This window comes from Herbaspirillum sp. VT-16-41 (assembly GCF_001994935.1).
GTDB classification, from domain to species: domain Bacteria; phylum Pseudomonadota; class Gammaproteobacteria; order Burkholderiales; family Burkholderiaceae_D; genus Herbaspirillum; species Herbaspirillum frisingense.
In genome coordinates, this window is sequence record NZ_MUXB01000106.1 from 148,427 (window position 1) to 166,828 (window position 18,402).

Annotated in this window: 18 protein-coding genes; 3 read left to right on the forward strand and 15 right to left on the reverse strand. The window is 64.7% G+C overall.

Annotation, left to right across the window (positions count from 1 at the left end):
- The first annotated feature begins 170 nt into the window (after positions 1 to 170).
- Positions 171 to 1,382 carry a GGDEF domain-containing protein gene (locus BTM36_RS13145; protein ID WP_077236622.1) on the forward strand — a complete coding sequence of 404 codons (1,212 nt, stop codon included), beginning with the start codon at positions 171 to 173 and terminating at the stop codon, positions 1,380 to 1,382.
- Here the strand turns inward: BTM36_RS13145 and BTM36_RS13150 are convergent.
- Complete coding sequence (locus BTM36_RS13150) at positions 1,357 to 2,460, reverse strand: alpha/beta fold hydrolase (protein WP_077236623.1); 1,104 nt, start codon at positions 2,458 to 2,460, stop codon at positions 1,357 to 1,359. The genes BTM36_RS13145 and BTM36_RS13150 overlap by 26 nt on opposite strands.
- Positions 2,461 to 2,715: 255 nt before the next feature.
- On the opposite strand from BTM36_RS13150, the gene BTM36_RS13155 reads away from it, so the two are divergent.
- Positions 2,716 to 2,931: a glycine zipper 2TM domain-containing protein gene (locus tag BTM36_RS13155; protein ID WP_006465163.1), complete on the forward strand. Its 216-nt coding sequence runs from the start codon at positions 2,716 to 2,718 to the stop codon at positions 2,929 to 2,931.
- Positions 2,932 to 3,039: 108 nt separating this feature from the next.
- Here the strand turns inward: BTM36_RS13155 and BTM36_RS13160 are convergent, their stop codons facing one another.
- The 8 genes from BTM36_RS13160 to BTM36_RS13195 form a co-directional block, all read right to left on the reverse strand.
- On the reverse strand, positions 3,040 to 3,765 hold the full coding sequence (locus BTM36_RS13160) for an SDR family oxidoreductase (protein WP_077236624.1): 726 nt from the start codon (positions 3,763 to 3,765) through the stop codon (positions 3,040 to 3,042).
- 13 nt (positions 3,766 to 3,778) lie between these two features.
- Positions 3,779 to 5,425 carry an FGGY-family carbohydrate kinase gene (locus tag BTM36_RS13165; RefSeq protein ID WP_077236625.1) on the reverse strand — a complete coding sequence of 549 codons (1,647 nt, stop codon included), beginning with the start codon at positions 5,423 to 5,425 and terminating at the stop codon, positions 3,779 to 3,781.
- A gap of 61 nt (positions 5,426 to 5,486) precedes the next feature.
- Complete coding sequence (locus BTM36_RS13170) at positions 5,487 to 6,218, reverse strand: SDR family oxidoreductase (protein WP_077236626.1); 732 nt, start codon at positions 6,216 to 6,218, stop codon at positions 5,487 to 5,489.
- Between the two features lie 73 nt (positions 6,219 to 6,291).
- A complete protein-coding gene (locus BTM36_RS13175; protein WP_254426998.1) occupies positions 6,292 to 7,308 on the reverse strand; it encodes an ABC transporter permease in 1,017 nt (338 codons plus the stop codon).
- Entirely contained in the window at positions 7,298 to 8,809 is a 1,512-nt protein-coding gene (locus tag BTM36_RS13180) for a sugar ABC transporter ATP-binding protein (RefSeq protein ID WP_077236627.1), read from the reverse strand. The genes BTM36_RS13175 and BTM36_RS13180 overlap by 11 nt, the downstream gene beginning before the upstream one ends.
- A 58-nt stretch (positions 8,810 to 8,867) precedes the next feature.
- Positions 8,868 to 9,791 (reverse strand): ABC transporter substrate-binding protein, encoded by a 924-nt coding sequence (locus BTM36_RS13185; protein WP_077236628.1) that lies wholly within the window; start codon positions 9,789 to 9,791, stop codon positions 8,868 to 8,870.
- Positions 9,792 to 9,986: 195 nt separating this feature from the next.
- Entirely contained in the window at positions 9,987 to 10,871 is an 885-nt protein-coding gene (locus tag BTM36_RS13190; protein ID WP_077236629.1) for an AraC family transcriptional regulator, read from the reverse strand.
- Positions 10,872 to 11,092: 221 nt separating this feature from the next.
- Positions 11,093 to 11,794 carry an SDR family oxidoreductase gene (locus BTM36_RS13195; protein WP_077236630.1) on the reverse strand — a complete coding sequence of 234 codons (702 nt, stop codon included), beginning with the start codon at positions 11,792 to 11,794 and terminating at the stop codon, positions 11,093 to 11,095.
- A gap of 187 nt (positions 11,795 to 11,981) precedes the next feature.
- On the opposite strand from BTM36_RS13195, the gene BTM36_RS13200 reads away from it, so the two are divergent.
- Positions 11,982 to 12,698: an MgtC/SapB family protein gene (locus BTM36_RS13200; protein WP_077236631.1), complete on the forward strand. Its 717-nt coding sequence runs from the start codon at positions 11,982 to 11,984 to the stop codon at positions 12,696 to 12,698.
- 243 nt (positions 12,699 to 12,941) lie between these two features.
- Here the strand turns inward: BTM36_RS13200 and BTM36_RS13205 are convergent, their stop codons facing one another.
- Genes BTM36_RS13205 through BTM36_RS13230 form a run of 6 tightly spaced genes read right to left on the reverse strand, consistent with a single transcriptional unit; the run spans position 12,942 to position 18,227 of the window.
- A complete protein-coding gene (locus tag BTM36_RS13205; RefSeq protein ID WP_077236632.1) occupies positions 12,942 to 13,364 on the reverse strand; it encodes a nuclear transport factor 2 family protein in 423 nt (140 codons plus the stop codon).
- 33 nt (positions 13,365 to 13,397) lie between these two features.
- The gene (locus BTM36_RS13210; RefSeq protein ID WP_077236633.1) at positions 13,398 to 14,249 is read right to left on the reverse strand and encodes an SDR family NAD(P)-dependent oxidoreductase; all 852 of its coding nucleotides are present in this window, start codon (positions 14,247 to 14,249) and stop codon (positions 13,398 to 13,400) included.
- Positions 14,246 to 14,824, reverse strand: a complete 579-nt coding sequence (locus BTM36_RS13215) for a DUF3833 domain-containing protein (protein ID WP_077236634.1) — start codon at positions 14,822 to 14,824, stop codon at positions 14,246 to 14,248. The genes BTM36_RS13210 and BTM36_RS13215 overlap by 4 nt, the downstream gene beginning before the upstream one ends.
- A gap of 3 nt (positions 14,825 to 14,827) precedes the next feature.
- Entirely contained in the window at positions 14,828 to 16,051 is a 1,224-nt protein-coding gene (locus tag BTM36_RS13220; RefSeq protein WP_006465176.1) for a cyclopropane-fatty-acyl-phospholipid synthase family protein, read from the reverse strand.
- Positions 16,048 to 16,920, reverse strand: a complete 873-nt coding sequence (locus BTM36_RS13225) for a DUF1365 domain-containing protein (RefSeq protein ID WP_077236635.1) — start codon at positions 16,918 to 16,920, stop codon at positions 16,048 to 16,050. The genes BTM36_RS13220 and BTM36_RS13225 overlap by 4 nt, the downstream gene beginning before the upstream one ends.
- Positions 16,917 to 18,227, reverse strand: coding sequence for an NAD(P)/FAD-dependent oxidoreductase (locus BTM36_RS13230; RefSeq protein ID WP_077236636.1), 1,311 nt, complete (start codon positions 18,225 to 18,227; stop codon positions 16,917 to 16,919). The genes BTM36_RS13225 and BTM36_RS13230 overlap by 4 nt, the downstream gene beginning before the upstream one ends.
- Between the last annotated feature and the right edge of the window lie 175 nt (positions 18,228 to 18,402).

Genomic DNA, 18,402 nt, shown 5'->3' on the forward strand with positions numbered 1-18,402 from the left:
CGTACTCAAGCGTTTTTCCCCGGGACAATATTGCCCGGCGGGATGCTGCCGGCCAATCGTGTCCGCCCCCTTGTACGCCTCCATCCCCCTTGGCTATGATGGCTGCCGGGGGAGCAGCGACTGCTCGACGATGGCTGGACGAAGCAAAGAGCCAAGCGCAAGGGGGCGCCATGCAACATGAGATCGTGCACGCGTTCGGGGCCGGGGTGTATTGCGTCTTCATCGCCCTGTTCCTGCTGGCATCAAGGATTCCACGCACCAATCCCGGCGCTCGCTGGTGGGCCGCAGCCATCGGCTGTGCGCTGGTGGCGCGCCTGAGTTTCCTGTTCCTGGCCCCGCTGAAAGATCCCGCCCTGTCCAATGTGGTCTATGGCAGTTTCACGATCCTGGAAAAGAGTTTCATGGCGGTGGGCTTTGCACGCTTCTTCAAGGTCGGCATCCATCCCTGGCTGGTGGCGCTGGTCAGCGGTACGACCATGCTGTGGTTGCTGACCTCCTGGAGCGGGCTGCCGGTGCCGCTGATCCGCAGCCCCGTCTATGCCGCCTTCAACGTCTTCATCCTGGGCTATGTGCTGTGGTTCATCGTCAGGACCGAGCTGGATTGCCTGCCCCTGATCCGCCGTGTCATGGCCGCCGCCTTCGGCGCCCTGCTGCTGCACTGGGCATGTGGCGGGCCGATCGGCGCGCTCTATCCAAGCTGGCTGGACCATGGCTTCGTGCTGGGGACGGCATTGGCGGCATTGCAGTACATGAGCCTGCTGGCAGCCATCCTCTCACTGTTCCAGCGGCGGCTACTGAGCGCCGAGGCCAAGGCCCTGACGATGGCCTTCAAGGACCCGTTGACCGGGCTCTACAACAAGCATTTCATGAACAAGCTGTTCGATCAGGCGCTGTTACTGGCCACCCGCCCCCACCATCTGGTGGCGGTGTACTACATCGATCTGGACAACTTCAAGCCGGTCAACGACAAGGCTGGGCACGCCGTGGGGGACAAGGTGCTCGTGTGTGTGGCCCAGCGCCTGAAGGAAGCAGTGCGCAGTACCGACATCTGTGCCCGCCTGGGGGGCGATGAATTTACCGTCATCGCCACCCAGCTGGAGCATCAGGAACAGGCCCCCGAAATCGCCCGCAAACTGCTGGCCAGGCTGGCCGCGCCCATCGAGGTGGGCGATCAGCAGTTCGTACTGGGGGCCAGTATCGGCATCAGTCTTTATCCCAGCCACGGCAGCGACCTGTCGCTGCTGCTGGAGCAGGCCGATGCCGCCATGTATCACGTCAAGAGCAGCGGCAAGAGCGGCTTCCAGTTGCATGGTGCCAGCTGGAAGCCGTCCGCCGAATACAAGGCCGAGGCGGCCGTCAACGCTGCGGCAAGGCCTGGATGAACTGTTCCAGTTCGCGCGCGTAGAACTTCGCCATGCCGGTGGTGCCATGGCCACGGGTCTCGGCGCTGGCCGGGATCAGCAGCAACTGCGCGCTCGGCACTTCCTTCAGAGCCGCCTGCATGATGCCGGTCTCGGGCGGGTTGCGCTCGTCGTCGGCGGAGTTGATGGCCAGCACCGGCACCTTGATCTTGGACAGGCCGGGCGCGGCATTGTAGTCGGCCGAGGAACCCCACTGGTAGATGAAGTCATTGGCATCGGCCGTTACCGGCGCGGCCAGGCGTTCGTCGACCAGCTTGTCGGCTTGTGCATGGGTGCCGGCCATGGCCTGGTAGGCCAGCGTGCCGCCATTGGTGGCAAAGACGAACATGTTGTTGGCCAGGCGCAGCGAGGGGGGCTGGGTGGTGTAGTTGCCATTGTTCCAGGCCGGGTCCTGCTTGATGGATTCCACCAGCATGCGCCGCATCATCCAGTTACGGCTGGCCATCTCGGTGGGCTGCGAGGCCATCGGCACCAGGCCGTCGGCAAAGCCGGGGTAGTTGCCGCCCCACATCCAGGTCTGCATGCCGCCCATGGAATTGCCGATGATCAGGCGCAGATGCTGCACGCCCATGCCTTCGGTCAGCATGCGGTATTGCGCCAATACCATGTCGGCATAGTTGTATTGCGGGAAGGCAGCGCGCAGACCGTCAGACGGCTTGGTGGATTTGCCCACGCCGATGCCATCGGGAATGATGATGAAGTACTTGCTGGCATCCAGCGGCTGGCCGGGGCCGAACAACTGGCCGCCGAAATCCCTGGAGAGCATGGCCCCGGCGCTCTGGTAGGTCCCGTGCAGCACCAGCACCGCCGGCTTGCTGCGATCGCCCAGGGTGACGTAGTGCAGGCGCAGGTTTTCCAGCGTCTGGCCAGTGTGGAACTGGAAGCTCGGGGCGACCCAGCTGCCCTCCACCGGCTTGGGCGGCTCGGCCGCGTGGCTGGGTGCGGCACCCAGCAGCAGGCTGGCCGAGGTGAGGGTGATGGTCAGCGTGTGAGTGAAAAGCAGGCCGGCGGCGCGGCGCAAACGGGAGGTCAATCGCATGAGGTCTCTCTCTGGTCGTTATGGTTTGGATGTTTTTGTATTTCTATTTTGATAATTTTCTTGCCCGCCCGCACAATTGTCGCCATGTCGGGCAGGCCCGAGTATGTAACAACTGTAAGAGAAGTTGTGAAAGCTCGAATTTTTTCTAGCCCAAGCTGGTCTATTGCAGTACCGGCGACGCGGGCGAAGCAATAGTTGATGCGCGAGCCGGTCCCTCAACACAAGGAACCAACCTTCACGATCAGGAAAAAAATCATGAAAACTCTACACAAGATCGCAGCCATTTCCGTTACTGCCATTGCGCTGACCGCCATGACCGGCTGCAGCAACATGAGCACCCGAGACAAGAACACCGCCATCGGCGCCACCGTCGGTGCTGTGGGCGGCGCCATCCTGACCGGTGGCAGCGGCATCGGCACTGCCGGTGGCGCAGCCGTCGGCGGCGTGATCGGCCACCAGATCGGTCGCTGATCTCACATCACACCGGCAGCGTCGCTGATGCTGTCGGCTGAAATGACAATGGGGCAACCGGATGGTTGCCCCATTTGCATGGGTATCGCCCTGACACTGCATTCGCCACTAGACCGCCAGGAACCCGCCATCCACCGGCAGCACCGCCCCCGTCAACATGGCGGCGTCGCCCGAGAGCAGCATGGCGATGCTGCGCGCCACCTCCTCGGCCGAGGCAAAGCGGCCTATTGGGTGGCGCACCATCATCGGGGTCGACTTGGCTGGATCGCTCCAGGCCGCTTCGGCCAGTTCCGTCAGGGTAATGGTGGGGGCCACCGCATTGACGCGGATGCCGTGCGGCCCGAGTTCCTTGGCCAGGACCCGGGTTGCCCCCTCCAGACCGGCCTTGGAAGCCGCATAACAGAGATGCTCGGCAAAGCCGCGATGGCCGGCAATCGAAGTGATATTGACGATGGCCCCACCACCGCCGGCGGCGATGCGCTCACGGGCGAAGGCCTGGCAGGTGACGAGGGCAGCGCGCAGGTTCACCGCCAGGATCGCTTCATAGGCCTGGTCGCTCATCTCGGTACTCGATTGCAGAATGTTGATGCCGGCGCTGTTGATCAGATAATCGGCGCGGCCTGCCTGCGCCATGGCATGCCGGGCCGCGGCCGGGTCGGCCAGGTCGACCTGCACCGAACGCGAGCCGATTTCCTCGCGCAGGCTCTCCAGGTCGCTGACGGTACGCGAGAGCGCGATCACCTCGGCGCCGCGCTGCGCCATCAGGCGCGCGCAGGCCCGGCCGATGCCCTTGCCGGCGCCGGTGATGATGACCGATGTTCCTGCAAATTCCATGACATGCTCCTGTTCAATGTCGCTGGCCTGCCTGCGCGGCCAGCAGCGGCGCCAGGCTTTCGCGCGACGCGCGCGCCAGTTGCTGGCTGTTGAGGAAGACCTGGTAGCGCGCCGCATGCAGCCGCGCAATGTCGCCACCGGCGGCCTGCTCGCGCCCGGCGACGCTGGACATGGCCGACATGGCGCGGCGCAGGTCGGCATAGGTGCCAGCGGCCACTGCCGCCAGCATGGCTGATCCCAACAGCACCGGTTCCGGACAGGCGGTGATCTCCACCGGCAGGCCAGTGGTGTCGGCCAGCAACTGGCGTGTCAGCGCATGGGTGCCGGCGCCGCCCGATACCGAGATACTGGCAATACGCAAACCACACGCCGCCTGGGCCTCGATGATCTGTCGCAGGCCATAGCCCAGGCTGCACAGGCCGGCCACATAGAGCGCCACCAGGCTGTCGATGTCCTGCTCCATACCCAGGCCCAGCAACAGCGCTCGGGCCTGCGGGTCGGCCAGTGGCGAGCGGTTGCCCAGGAACTCCGGCACCACGTTGAGCTGCCCGGCCAGCCAGGCCGCCTGCGAGGGATGCGCCACCACCTGCAAGGCACGCTGTGCCAGCCATTGCGGCAGTTCCATCTGCTCGGCGGCAGCCTGCTGGCGCGCCTGCGGCTCGGCCGGGTGCAGTCGCAGCAAGTGGTCGATGGCGGCGCCGGCGGCTGACTGCCCGCCTTCGTTCAACCACATGCCCGGTGCCATGGCGTTGTAGTACGGCCCCCATACGCCGGGGACGAAGACCGGTTCGGCATGGCTGGTCATGGTGCAGGACGAGGTACCGAACACATAGGCCATGCAGGCCGCCGCATCCTCGGCGCCACCGCGGGCGGCCACGGTGCCGATGCCGCCCGCATGGGCGTCGATCAAGCCCGCCGCCACCGCGATACCGGGTCGCAACTGCAGCGCCTGCGCAGCCTGAGCGCTGAGGCCGCCGCGCAAGGCCGTACCGGGCCAGACCACTTCCTGGCCGATGCGGACAAAGCCCTCGTCGGCCAGGTCGCCCAGGCCGATGCTTCGGAAATAGTCGGCGTCCCAGCGGCCTTCATGGGCCAGATAGGTCCACTTGCAGGTCACCGTACAGGACGAGCGCTGCAGCGAACCAGTGGCTTTCCAAGTGAGGAAATCGGTGAGGTCGAAGAACTGCGCGGCGCTGTGATAGACCTCGGGCAGCTGTTCCTTCAGCCATAGCAGCTTGGGGGTTTCCATCTCGGGCGAGATCACGCCGCCCACATAGGACAGCACCGCATGCCCGCCGGCATTGATGCGCTGCGCCTGCTCCAGTGCGCGGTGATCCATCCAGACGATGACGTCGCGTTCGGGATGGTCGGGGTCACCCACGCCACCCCGGGCGCCCTGCACCACCAGCGAACAGGTGGCGTCGAAGCCGATACCGCTGACCGCTGCCGGATCGATGGCGGCCCGCGCCACCGCCGCCCGCACGGCCTCGCAGACCGCCTCCCAGATCTGGGCGCTGGATTGTTCGACGCGCGCCCGGCGCTCGTCGCGAAAGAGCGCAATGTCATGCCGGGCACTGGCCAGCAACCTGCCGTCAGGTTGAAATACGCCGGCCCGGGCCGAGCCGGTACCGACATCAATGCCGATCAGATAGGTCTCCATCTTTCCTCGCTGTTCTCGCTGCTGTCTCTGTCCGCCGGGACCTGAACACCACCTGCCTTGTTCATACCCGGTCGAAATTGGTGGGGAGAACGAGCATATCGCGGATGGTCACATTGCGGCTGCGGGTGAGCATGTACTCGACCGCATCGGCCACTTCGACGGGCTCGATCAGGCTGCCGGACTCCTTGGCCTTGCGCAGGTTTTCCTCCGGCCAGTCGGCCAGCAGGGCCGAGACCACCGGCCCCGGTGAGACCTGTCCCACCCGCACGCCATGCGGGATCATCTGACGTCGCATGGTCTGGACGAAACAGGTAATGGCCCACTTGGAACCGGCATAGACCGGCTCCCAATAGGTCGGGAAGTGACCAGCCACCGAGCAGGTGACGATGATGTCGCCGCTCTTGCGGGCCATCATGTGGGGCGCGACCGCATGGACGTTCTTCATGACCGCGTTGACGTTGAGGTTGAGCATGCGGTCGATGGCCTCGGGGGTGGTATCCACCAGGTCGCCGCCGATGTAGGTACCGGCATTGCAATGGAGGATGTCGATGTGCGCGACCTTTTGCAGGATCTCCGGCACCATGGCCGCGCAGCTGTCGGCGTCCAGCAGATTGGTCACCTGCGGGACGGCCTGCGGACCGAGGCGAGCGGCAAGTTCGTTGAGGGCCTTGGCGTTCCAGTCCACCATGACCACGGTCACGCCGTTGGCCAGCAGTTTTTCGGTGGTGGCCAGGCCGATGCCGGAGGCCGCGCCGGTGATAACGGCGATCTTGCCAGCCAGGGATTGGGTCATGTCTATCTCCTTAGGTTGAATGAGAGGGAAGAAAAACGGGATCAAAAGCGGGATCAAAAAGCCATGGAAGGACTCAGCGCCATTCCCGTGCGATATAGATGGCCAGCAGGATGATCACGCCCCGGATGATGTCCTGCAGGTAGGGATTGATGCCCATCAGGTTCAGGCCGTTGTTGAGGATGCCCAGCAACACCGCGCCGATCAGGGTCCCCAGCACCAGCCCGCGACCACCGGCAATGGCGGTGCCACCCAACACCACGGCGGCAATCGCATCGAGCTCGAAGCCGACACCGGCGTTGGGTTGGCCGGACATCAGGCGCCCGGTCAGGATGATGGCCGCCAGACCCGAGGTAAAACCGGAGATCGCATACACCGCCAGCTTGATGCGCGCCGTCTTCACGCCCGACAGGCGCGCCGCCATCTCGTTGCCGCCGACGGCATAGACGTGGCGCCCGAATGGCGTGCGTTGCAACAGCACCCAGGCCACTGCATAGACCAGCAGCATGAGGATCACCGGCACCGGGATCGGGCCGATCCGCCCCACCCCGAACCAGGCAATCCAGCCCGGCAGACCCGAGATCGGGTAGCCCCCCGAATAGATCAGCCCGACGCCGCGCGCCACGCCCATGGTGGCCAGCGTGACGATGATGGCCGGCATGCGCCCCCAGGCCACCAATATTCCGTTGAGCAGGCCGATACCCACCGCCAGTGCCACCCCGGCCAGCAGGGCCGCCGGCGCGGGCAGGCCGCTGTTGACGATCAGTCCGGCCGACAGCGTGCCGGCCAGGGCCATGGCCGCGCCAACCGACAGGTCGATGCCGCCGGTGAGGATCACGAAGCTCATGCCCACGGCCAGGATGCCGACGATGGATACCTGCCGCAGCACGTTGAGCCAGTTGGAGACGGTGAAGAAGTTGTCCGAGGCCAGTCCCATCAGGAGCGACACCACCACCAGTCCGGCCAGCGGCAGCGCCAGTGGCGAATGGGCCAGGGCGCGCCAGCGAGCCCGGGAAGGCGTGCGTGCAGGGGTGGCATCGCTTGGGATTGCATGTGCGTTGGCATTTGTGTTTGCGTTTGAGTCAGGCTGCATGGTGGAGTCTCCCCGTGGTGGCATGGGTCATGATCTCTTCGGCATTGACGGCCTCGCCTTCGAGCGTGGCGACGATGCCGCCGCCCTTGAAGACGCACACCCGGTCGGACATGCCGACCACCTCCGGCAACTCGGAAGAGATCATGATGATGGAATGGCCTTGCGCAGTGAATTGGCGCATGAGCTGGTAGATTTCGGCCTTGGCGCCGACATCGATGCCCCGCGTGGGCTCGTCGAAGATCAGCACCTGCATGTCGTGGTTGATCCAGCGCGCAATCACCACCTTCTGCTGGTTGCCACCGGACAGCGTATCGACCCGCGCTGCCGCATCCGTCGCCTTGACCCGCACCCGCTGCATGGCCGCCCGGGTGGCTTCTGCTTCACGCCGGCGATCCAGAAATAACCCGCCCAGGCGGTACTTGCCGTAGTTGTTCAGCGAGATGTTGTGCAGGATGGGGAAACTGGTGATGAGTCCCTGCTCCTTGCGACTTTCCGGCAGCAGACCGATACCGGCCTGCAGGGCTGCGGCCGGATCGGCCAGGCGTAGCGGCACGCCATGCATGGACAGCTTGCAGGTCAGCGCGGGATGCGCACCCAGCATGGCCAGCACGGTCTCGCTGCGGCCGGAACCGACCAGACCGGCAAAGCCGAGTATCTCGCCGCGCCGCAACTGGAAGCGCGACACAGGACTGTGACGCCGGAGCTGCAATTCATGCACATCCAGCAGCACCTCCTGGGCGGTTGCTCCGGATTGCTTGAGTGGTTTGGGCGGAAAGCAGTTCTCGATGCGGCGCCCCACCATCATTTCCACCAGCCGCGCCTGGTCCACCTCGGCGACTGCGCAGCTGCCGACGTAGGCGCCATCGCGCAGGACGGTGATGCGGTCGCCGATCTCGAAGATTTCTTCCAGATGGTGCGAGATGAAGATGATCGCCACTCCCTGCTCGCGCAGGCCGCGCATGACCTTGAACAGATGCGCGACTTCCGACGGGGTCAGCGTGGCGGTCGGTTCGTCCAGCACCAGGATGCGCGCTTCCAGCGCCAGCGCCTTGGCGATTTCCACGAACTGCTGCTGCGCCACCGAGAGCTTGCAGACAGGGACTTCCAACGGGATATCCACACCCAGTTGCGCGATGATCTGCGCCGCCCGGCGCCGCATGGCGGCCCGCTTGAGCAGGCCCAGCGGGCTGCGTAATTCGCGCGCCAGGAACATGTTGTCCACCGCGTCCAGGTAGGGGATGAGCGAAAACTCCTGAAACACCACGCCGATGCCGGCGGCGATGGCCTGATCGTAGCTGGCAAAGCGACAGACCTGGCCACCGATGCGAATTTCACCTGCATCCGGGGTGACGATGCCGCACAGGATCTTCATCAGCGTGGACTTGCCGGCGCCGTTCTCACCCAGCAGCGCGTGGACCTCGCCAGCCTTGGCCGCTAGCTCGACGCCGCGCAGCACCGTCACCGGGCCGAAGTGCTTCTTGATACCAGTCAGTTGGAGCATGGCTGCCTCCATCAAGGGAAAGAAAGGCGCGCACGCGCAAGCGCGGCGCGCCGACGGCTTACCAGCTGAAACCTGCGGCGTTCTTCCTGGTCACCGGCATGACGTCGATGGGGACTTCCTTGGGCACTACGCGTGCGCCCCACTTCTTGGCCAGCGCCATGGCCAGGCCCACCCGCACCTGGTCACGCGGGAACTGCGCCGTGGTCTCGATGAAAGGGCCGCCATCGGCGATGGCCTTGATCGCCTCCGGCGCGCCATCCACCGAGGTCAGCTTGATGTCCTTGCCGCTGCCCTGGATGGCGGCCAGCGCACCCATGGCACCACCGTCGTTGACGGAGAAGATGCCCTTCAGGTTGGGCTTGGACTGGATCATGTTCTCCACCACGCCGAGCGCTATGGAGCGATCCTGGCGGCCGTTCTGTTTGTCCACCAGCTTGATGTCCTTGTATTCCGCCAGGGCCTGCTTGCAGCCTTCCACGCGCTGCAGGATGGGGACCACCGGGATGCCGTCGAGGATGGCCACTTCCCCCTTGCCACCGATGGCATCGGCCAGCGCACGGCAGGACTGGTAGCCGGCGTCCTTGTTCTTGGAGCCGACGAACATGTCCACCGGACCAGCGGCGTTGGCATCGACCGCCACCACGATCACATTGCGCGCCTTGGCGGCCTTGACGGCGGCCTCCACCCCGGCCGAGTCGGTGGGATTGATGAGCAGGATGTCGATGTTCTGTTGCAGCATGTCTTCGATGTCGGCGAGCTGCTTGGCCACGTTGTGGGCGGCATCGGTAACGATGACCTTGGCGCCGAAGGACTTGGCGGCATCGTCCAGGGCCTTCTTCATGGAGACGAAATAGGGGTTGTTCATTTCCTGGAAGCTCATGCCGATCTTGAGTTTGGCCAGTTCCTGAGCGCTTGCCGGGGTGGTGCCGAAGCTGGCCAGGATGGCGCCGGCCAAGGCCAGGCTTGTCAGTGCTTTATTCATTGCAGTCTCCATTGTTGTTGGTAGTGTGCTTGCTTGCGGATGGCGTTCGGATTGCTCTTGCGGGCGACAGGCAATGCCTGTCCTGTTCCGGAAAGCGGAGGCTTTCCTGAATGCTGTGATTGCTGCCTTGAATGTGTTCGCGGATGAAGATGTCGAGCCGGGAAAACCTGCTCCGTAGCTCAGCCGCCGCCCTGACTATCCGGTAGCGGCAAAGAGGCTGTTGGTGGCAAAGGTGTTGCGAAATGCCGAGGGCGACATGCCCTTGATCCGGTGGAAATGACGGTTGAAATTGGACAGGTTGGAAAAACCGGTCTCGTAGCAGATGTCGGTGATGCGTGCCTCAGGCCGCGTCAGCAGGGCCAGGCAGGCGAGATCGACGCGCAACTGGTTCTTGTAGCGCACGAGCGTGGTGCCGGTATGGCGCTTGAAGGCCCGCGAGAAACTGCTCGGGTGCTGGCCTACCATGTCGGCCAGGTCCTGCTCGCCGATGTCATCGGTGAGATGTTCGCGCAGGTAGGCAATAGCGCGGTTCAGGCCACTGCCCTGCATGTCCGACAAGTCCAGCTTGTAGGACAGGCTGGCCAGCACCTCCGGCTCAGGGGCATTGGCCAGCACGTCGAGGATGTCCCAAAACAGGGCCAGGCGCTTCAAGCCACGCTGATCGATGAGGCGCTGCATCAGCGGACGCACGGTGTCGCTGGTGGCCTGGTCGAACAGCAGGCCGCGATGGCTGCGCTCCAGCAGCGGCATGATGGCTTCCATCTCGGCAATGCCGGCCGCGCACTGGTCCACCAGTTGCGCAGGAAACTGGATCACCAGCGAGCGCACCGGCACCACTTCGTCAGGGGCGATATCGGAAATCCAGTTCTGTGGAAGATTGGGACCGGTCATCACCAGTTGCCCCGGAGCAAAGTCCCCGATGTGGTCGCCCACATAGAAGCGGCCGCGGGTGGCCACCACCAGATGGATTTCGTATTCGGGATGGTAATGCCAACGCACGGTACGGAAAGGGTAGCCGTGCATCCAGGCCGCGAAGGATTCGCCCTTACGGATATGGACCAGTTCCAGGTCGGGTTGCATCGTGTCTCCTCTCAATCGAGAGCATTTTCTTTATCGAAACTGGCAACTCGAAGTTGGCAGTTTCTGTCATTGACCGCATCTTAGTTCCCGCCAGGTGCGGCTTCTACATCACCAGCGCCGGACGACCGATACTTTTTTGCAGGAAACAACAGGAAGAATGAAAAACGATGCAGTGCAGCACCCGCCATGGCCCGCATACGCGGCCATGGCGGGTAGCGCCCTCAGACCGAACGCATCAGCCCGCCATCGACCCTGAGGTTCTGGCCGGTGATGTAGCCCGCGCCGGGCGAGGCCAGGAAGGCGATGGTGGCCGCCACTTCGTCGCTGGTGCCGTAGCGCTGCATGGGCACGCCGGCGCGGCGCTCTTCGCGTTGCGGCAGGCTGTCGATCCAGCCTGGCAGGACATTGTTGATGCGGATGTTGTCAGGGGCGTACTTGTCGGCGAAGAGTTTGGTGAAGGCGGCCAGGCCAGCGCGGAACACGGCCGAGGTCGGGAACATGTCGGACGGCTCGAAGGCCCAGGCCGAGGAAATGTTGATGATGGCGCCACCGCCGGCCTGCTGCATCAGTGGCGTGACCAGGCGCGTGGGGCGGATCACGTTGAGCAGGTAGGTATCCATGCCGCGATGCCAGTCCTCGTCGGTGATGTCGAGAATGGGCGCGCGCGGGCCGTGGCCGGCGCTGTTGACCAGCACATCGACGCGGCCCCAGCGTTGCACGGCCAGGTCCACCAGGCGTTGCAGGTCGTCCACTGACTGATTGGAACCGGTCACGCCGATGCCGCCCAGTTCGGCGGCCAGCGCCTCGCCCTTGCCGGACGAGGAAAGAATGCCAACCTGGAAACCGTCGGCCGCCAGGCGACGCGCCGCGGCGGCGCCCATGCCGCTGCCGGCGGCGGTGATCAGGGCTACTTTGCTGCTCATGGAAACTCCTTGTGGATAAGTCGTCTTGCTGCCCGAGAAGGCGGAACCCCGGATTGTAGGCCTTGCCGGCCACGCTTGCAGCGTATACGCCAGGTCCGCTTGTCACGCGCCTGTTGCATTTGTCCGGCATCATCGCGCACCATTGCGCAGCGGCCCTGCCCTTCCACATCGTCCAGACCTGATCTCCATGCAAATTCTCGCCAACATCAATCTCGCTTCCCTGCTCGATACCCTCATCAGCCTGACTGCGGCCTTCATCCTGGGCGGTCTGATCGGGCTGGAACGCCAGTACCGGCAACGCACTGCCGGTCTGCGCACCAATGTCCTAGTGGCACTGGGCGCGGCGGTCTTCGTGGACATGGCCAATCGCATGGGCGGCCATGAGGGCGCGGTGCATGTGGTGGCCTATGTGGTGTCGGGGGTGGGTTTCCTGGGCGCGGGCGTGATCATGCGCGAAGAAGGCAATGTGCGCGGCATCAATACCGCCGCGACCTTGTGGGGCTCGGCGGCGGTGGGGGCGGCGGCGGGCGCCGACCTGCTTCTGGAGGCGATCCTGGCGACCGTCTTTGTGCTGGCGGCCAATACGCTGCTGCGTCCGGTGGTCAATACCATCAACCGCAAGCCGCTGGATGTGCCGTCGGTGGAAGTGACCAACACCCTGCACCTGATCGTGGAGAGCGAGCACCAGAAGCGTGTGCTGGCTGCCGTGACCGACATGCTGGAGCAAAGCCGCTATCCCCTGCACGACCTGGAGGTGCGGCCTTTTGCCGAAGACGAGGTGGAAATCGAGGCGACCCTGGCGGCTACCTCGGTCGATGGCGACGAACTGGACGCGCTGATCGAGCGCCTGCTGGCCCTGCCGGCGGTGAAGCAGGCATTCTGGAGCCCCAGCACCACCGACTGACCTGCGCTACCGGGCTGGCGGGCGGAACTGTTTCAATTGAAATCCGGGGGTGGTTTCCTGCAATCGACCTGTAACGGCTCGACGGCATGATGACTACATGGCCAGACGCAAACCGCTGACGGCATCAACCCAAGGAGAACAACATGCCCATCCTGCCCATGCTTGCCGAAGGCGCCCTGTACATCGCCGGTCTGATCTCTGCAGCCTCGCCGTTCTGGCAATGACATCCAACAGGGCGGCCGCTCAATGCCCGGTCGCCCTGAACCGCCCCCGCAACCACTTGACCGGCCCGCCGATGACGGGCAGTTTCTGCCACAGCTCCTCAGCCGCATCCCAGTAATCGCGATGTTCGCTGACCCGTCCCGCCTCATCGAAGCGGAAATGCGTCGCCCCCAGCACAGTATAGAAACGTCCCTTGAGCCGGAACTCGAAACGCCAGGTGGCGAAGCCCTGCTCGCCCTGCCCCATGCGCTCCAGGATCACGAAACGCGGATCATCGGTGGTGGCGAACATGTGCGCGAAGATGGCCCGGATCGAGCGCACGCCCTTGACGTCGTTGAAGGGGTCCTTGAACAGGGCCTGTGGCGCATAGAACTCGTCGATGCGCTCCAGGCTGGCGCGATCCAGCGCGGCATACCATTGCAGTAATCGGTCCAGGTTCTGCATCGTCAATTCACTCGACTCAGTCATTCAGTCAATTCAGTTCAGCAGGAAGCGCTGGAACAGCATGAAGCGCAGGCGGAACGGCAAGAGCCGCAGCAGCTTCAGCCAGGCCGTAAAGCGCAGCGGGAAATGGATCTCGAAGCGACCCTCGGCAATGCCGCGCCAGATGGCGCTGGCGGCTTGCTGCGGGGTCTGGATGGCCGGCATGGGGAAGTCGTTCTTGTCGGTCAGGTCGGTCTTCACGAAACCCGGATTGACCAGATAGACGTTCAAGCCCTTGGGTCGCAGGTCGCTGTAGAGGATTTCCGCCAGGTTGATCAGGGCCGCCTTGCCCGGACCATAGACGCTCGCGCCGGGCAGGCCGACATAACCGGCCACGCTGGCTACCAGGGCAATGCCGCCGCTGCCGCGGGCCAGCATGTCCGGCAGTGCCGCACCGAGCGCCGAATAGACGCTGGCGAGATTGGTGCGGATGGTGTGCTCGGCTTCGTCTTCCTGTACTTCCCAGCTGCGTTCGGGCCGGTATTTGGCGGCACAGAAGACCAGCAGGTCGATGCCGCCGAAGGCCTCCAGGATGCGCGCATGCTGGTCGCGCCAGGCATCGTGGCAGAGCACGTCGAGCGGGGCGATGAGGGCATTCTTGTGACCTGCGGCCACCTCCTGCAATACGTCGCCCCGGCGTGCCGACAGCGCCACGCGCGCACCGGCCTGCAGGGCCTGGCGCGCCAGTTCGGCGCCGATGCCGCTGGAGGCGCCGACCAGCCAGATGCGCAGGCCGCGCAGGTCACTGACCGGCTGGTTCATGGGACCGAACAGGACCGCCGGTCGCGAGATCGGGGCACGCTCGGATGCGGCCTGCTTGGGCAGCGGACTGGTGTGGATGCTCATACCCCCTCCTTGCGGAAGAACAGCGTGACCTGGCCGACTTCAACCCCGAACTTGCGCATGCTGGTGCGGTTGATGAGGGTGCGCTCGTCCATCTGGTACATCCAGTCATCCATCTGGACTTCGTATTGCTTGTCGTCCACCGGCAGCAGCAACGTATAGTTCCAGTGCAGGGCGTTGCCGGCGGTGTGGCCGATGGCCTCGCCGATGACGTCACCGGCGCTTCCGCGCCAGCTGTTGTCGGGCTGACGCACCAGGGTCCAGACGCGGGTCTGGGTCTGGCCGTCGTCATAGCGGAAGCGCTCATCCAGGGTCAGGGTATTGCCCTCGACGCTGCCGGTGACCACGACATGGAAGCGCCGGGCCACCTCACCACCGCGCTTCTGGAACATGCCCCACGCTTCGGTGCGGCCCTTGAAGAACACCGCGGGATCGAACACCGGCGTCTTGCCGGCATAGTCGGACAGCTGCTGCGAGGCGCATCCGGTCAGCGCCAGTGCCAGTACGGCAAGCATGATCAAGGCCAGCCAGCCCCCCCGACGCGCCCGGGCGTCCTTGCGCATTGCGATGGCATCCATGACTCACTCCTTCTGTAAGAGGAATTGCACCACATCGGTCTGGCCTTCGTCGAAGCCGACTTCACAGAACACGTAATACAGCTGCCACAGGCGGCGGAAGCGTTCATCGAAGCCCTGGGCGGCGATGGTCTCGCGCCGGGCCTGGAAGGTCTCGTTCCAGCGGCGCAGGGTCTCGGCATAGTCGCGTCCGAAATGGAAGCGGTCGCGGGTGGCCAGGCCGGCGCGCTGGGCGCTAAGCGAGAAGCGCTCGTGGCTGGGCAGCATGCCGCCGGGGAAGATGAATTCGCGGATGAAGTCGGCGCTGTCGCGGTAGCGTTCGAAGACGGCTTCATCAATGGTGATCGACTGGATCAGGGCGCGGCCGCCGGCCTTCAGGCGCGCGGCAACGGTGTCGAAGTAGGTCTGCCAGAAACGCTCGCCGACGGCTTCGAACATCTCGATGGAGACGATGGCATCGTATTGGCCGTCCAGGTCGCGGTAGTCGCACAGTTCCAGGTGCGCCAGGTGATCCAGCTGCTGATGGCGCAGGCGATCCTGAGCGAAGGCCAGTTGCGCCGGCGAGATGGTCACGCCGTGCACGCGGATGCCCAGGCGCGCCGCATGTTCGGCGAAGCCACCCCAGCCGCAGCCGATTTCCAGCACGCGGTCGCCGCTGCGCAGACCGAGCTGGTCGATGATGCGCTGGTACTTGGCGGCCTGTGCCGAGGCCAGGCTCTGGCCGGGCTGGCTGAAGATGGCGCTGGAGTAGGTCATGCTGGGGTCCAGCCACAGCTGGTAGAAATCATTGCCCAGGTCGTAATGCGCGTGGATGTTGCGGCGGCTGCCGGTGCGGGTGTTGGAGCGCAGCAGGTGTCGCAGGCGATACCACCAGGAGGCCAGGCGCCCGCCTTCGACGGCGCTGGAAAGCGCCTTGCGGTTGCGCATGGCCAGGCGCAGCAGCGCGGCCAGGTCCGGGGTATCCACCCAGCCGTTGCCGTAGGCTTCGCCGAAACCGATGTCGCCGGCACGCAGGATGGCACCGCAGGCACGCCAGTCGAGGATGCGTAGCTGTGCGCTGGGCGGCTGGCGCAGGTCGCCGAAGGTCAGGGTGGTGCCGTGCGGCGTGATCAGTTCCAGGTGACCGTGGTTCAGGCGTTCCAGCATCGCCAGGAACAGGCGGGTCGAAATGGAGCCAAGGCGTGCGCCGATGCGCCGGCCGGAGGTCTGCAATGCGGGGCTATGGTTCACGATAGGGTTTCCTTTCCGGAGGGTGCTCCTGTGGGGCTATTGCGTTCGGGCTTGCTGAACCAGGGCACGCGCTTGCGCCACAGCAGCAAGGCTTGCCAGTGAATGCGGGCGACCACACCCAGGGTAAGCAGCGGCTGCGCGCACAGTGCGGCGAAGGCCGAGGCGGCGGTCAGGGGCTGCAGACGGCCGCCGATGGAGGTGCGCATCAGCGGCTGCAGGCCGGTGCTCACCTCGGCAGGCTGGCCGAGGTCGTAGTAATCGATGCCGACGAAGGCGGTCGCGTCCTGGCCACCCTGCTCACCCTGCCCCCTCTCGCGGGCAGCATGGTCGCGAAAGCGGAAGCGATAGAAGCCACGGACCTCGCAGAAGGGCGAGACATGCATCAGCTTGTTGCAGTGCAGGCGGGTGTGCTCGTCGATGACGCCCTGCTGCGGAGCCGACAGCAGGTAGTGCTGGGTTTCGCCAAAGGTGCTGTTGACTTCGGCCAAAACGGCACGCAAGGCGCCGTCGCGGTCATGACAGAGGAAGAAGCTGACCGGGTTGAAGACAAAGCCGAACAGGCGCGGGAAGGTCTGCAGCCAGATCGTGCCATCGTGCGGCAGGCCGGCCTGTTGCAAATGGCCGCGCACCCAGGTACCGAGGTCGCTGCCGTCACGCGGGCCATAGTCGCGGGTACGCACGCACATCAGGCGCCGACGATCCACGCCAAACCAGGCATTGCCCGCCTCAGCCATGCGTGCCAGGTCCAGGCGCACGCAAAAGACCGGATAGACGAAGCGGTGCCGCACCGGGCGCAGGCGCTGGTGCATCACCTGTCCGCTCAGCAGCAGCGCGGCGGCATCGGCATGCGAAGCGCGCGAGTCGTTCATAGGACCGCCCAGTGCGGCAGCACGCCGAAATGCTGGCTCACCCGCAGCGCCGACTTCAGGCCGTCTTCATGGAAGCCATAGCCGGTCCAGGCGCCGGCGAACCAGGCCCGGTGACGGCCCTGGATCTGGGGCAGGCGCTGCTGGGCGTCGATGGCGGGCTGGTCGAAGACCGGATGTTCGTAGTCGAAGCGACCCATCACGGTGGCCGGATTCGGGGCCTGCGGCGGGTTCAGGGTGAGGATGACGTCGCTCTTGCAAGGCAGGTCCTGCAGACGGTTCAGCCAGTAGCTCACGCAGACGGCGCGACTGCCGTCGTCGTGGCGCGAGCCCAGGTAATTCCAGGCCGACCAGACCTTGGGCAGCAGCGGCATGAGGGTCGTGTCGCCATGCAGCCAGGCGGTATTGGCCTGGTAACGCACGGCCGAGAGCACCTGATGTTCCTCGATAGTGGCGTCCTGCAACAGGGCCAGGGTCTGCGGGGCATGGGTGGCGAAGACGACGGCGTCGAACTGTTCCTCGCGTGGTTCGGCGCCACCGCTGCGTACCAGCACGCCGCGCTCATTGCGGGTGACGCTCTCCAGGCGGCTGCCCAGGCGCACATCTTCCAGGGTGGCGGCGATGCGACGTACATACTGGCGCGAACCGCCGCGCACGGTGCGCCAGCGGGGGCGATTGTTCACCTGCAGCAGGCCGTGATTGATGCAGAAGCGCAGGAAAGTGGCGGCCGGGAAGTCCAGGATGTCCGAGGGCGAACTGGACCAGATGGCGGCCGCCATGGGGATCAGGTAGGCATCGCTGAACAGGGCACCGTAGCGGCCGTCCTTGAGCAACTGGCGCAGGCTCACGGGATGCCCGTCGCAAGCCGCCAGGTTGGCGTGGGCGGCACGGTTGAAGCGCAGGATGTCGCGCAGCATGCCCAGGAAGGAGGGCTGCAGCAGGCGCTTGCGCTGGGCGAAGACGGTGTCCAGATTGGTGCCGGCCCATTCAAAGCGGCCCTCATCCATCGAGACGCCGAAGGACATGTCGGTGTCGTAGGTCTCGACCTTCAATTCATCGAACAGGGCGATCAGGTTGGGATAGGTCCAGTCATTGAAGACCAGGAAACCCGTATCGACCGGGAACGGTACGCCCTGCGGCGCGATGTCCACGGTATTGGCATGCCCACCCAGGGTGGGCGCGGACTCGAACAGCACCACCTGGTGCCGGCGCGCCAGCAGATAGGCGCTGGCCAGGCCGGAAATGCCGGCGCCAATGACGGCGATGCGCTGTCCTGATGCCTGCTCGATGGCTGCTGTACCTGGATTCATGAAATCTTGTCCACCTATGTCTTTGTTATTGGGGTGTTGCCCTCGGCCGGGCGGCGCCTGCCGCCGGGACTCTTTTTGTCTGCTGGCCTGCTTTGGCGTCTCAGTATTTCTACCCTGCCGCGATTTAGGTGCTAAGATTACTACCAAAGAAAAATAAAATCTACTAATTAGTAAC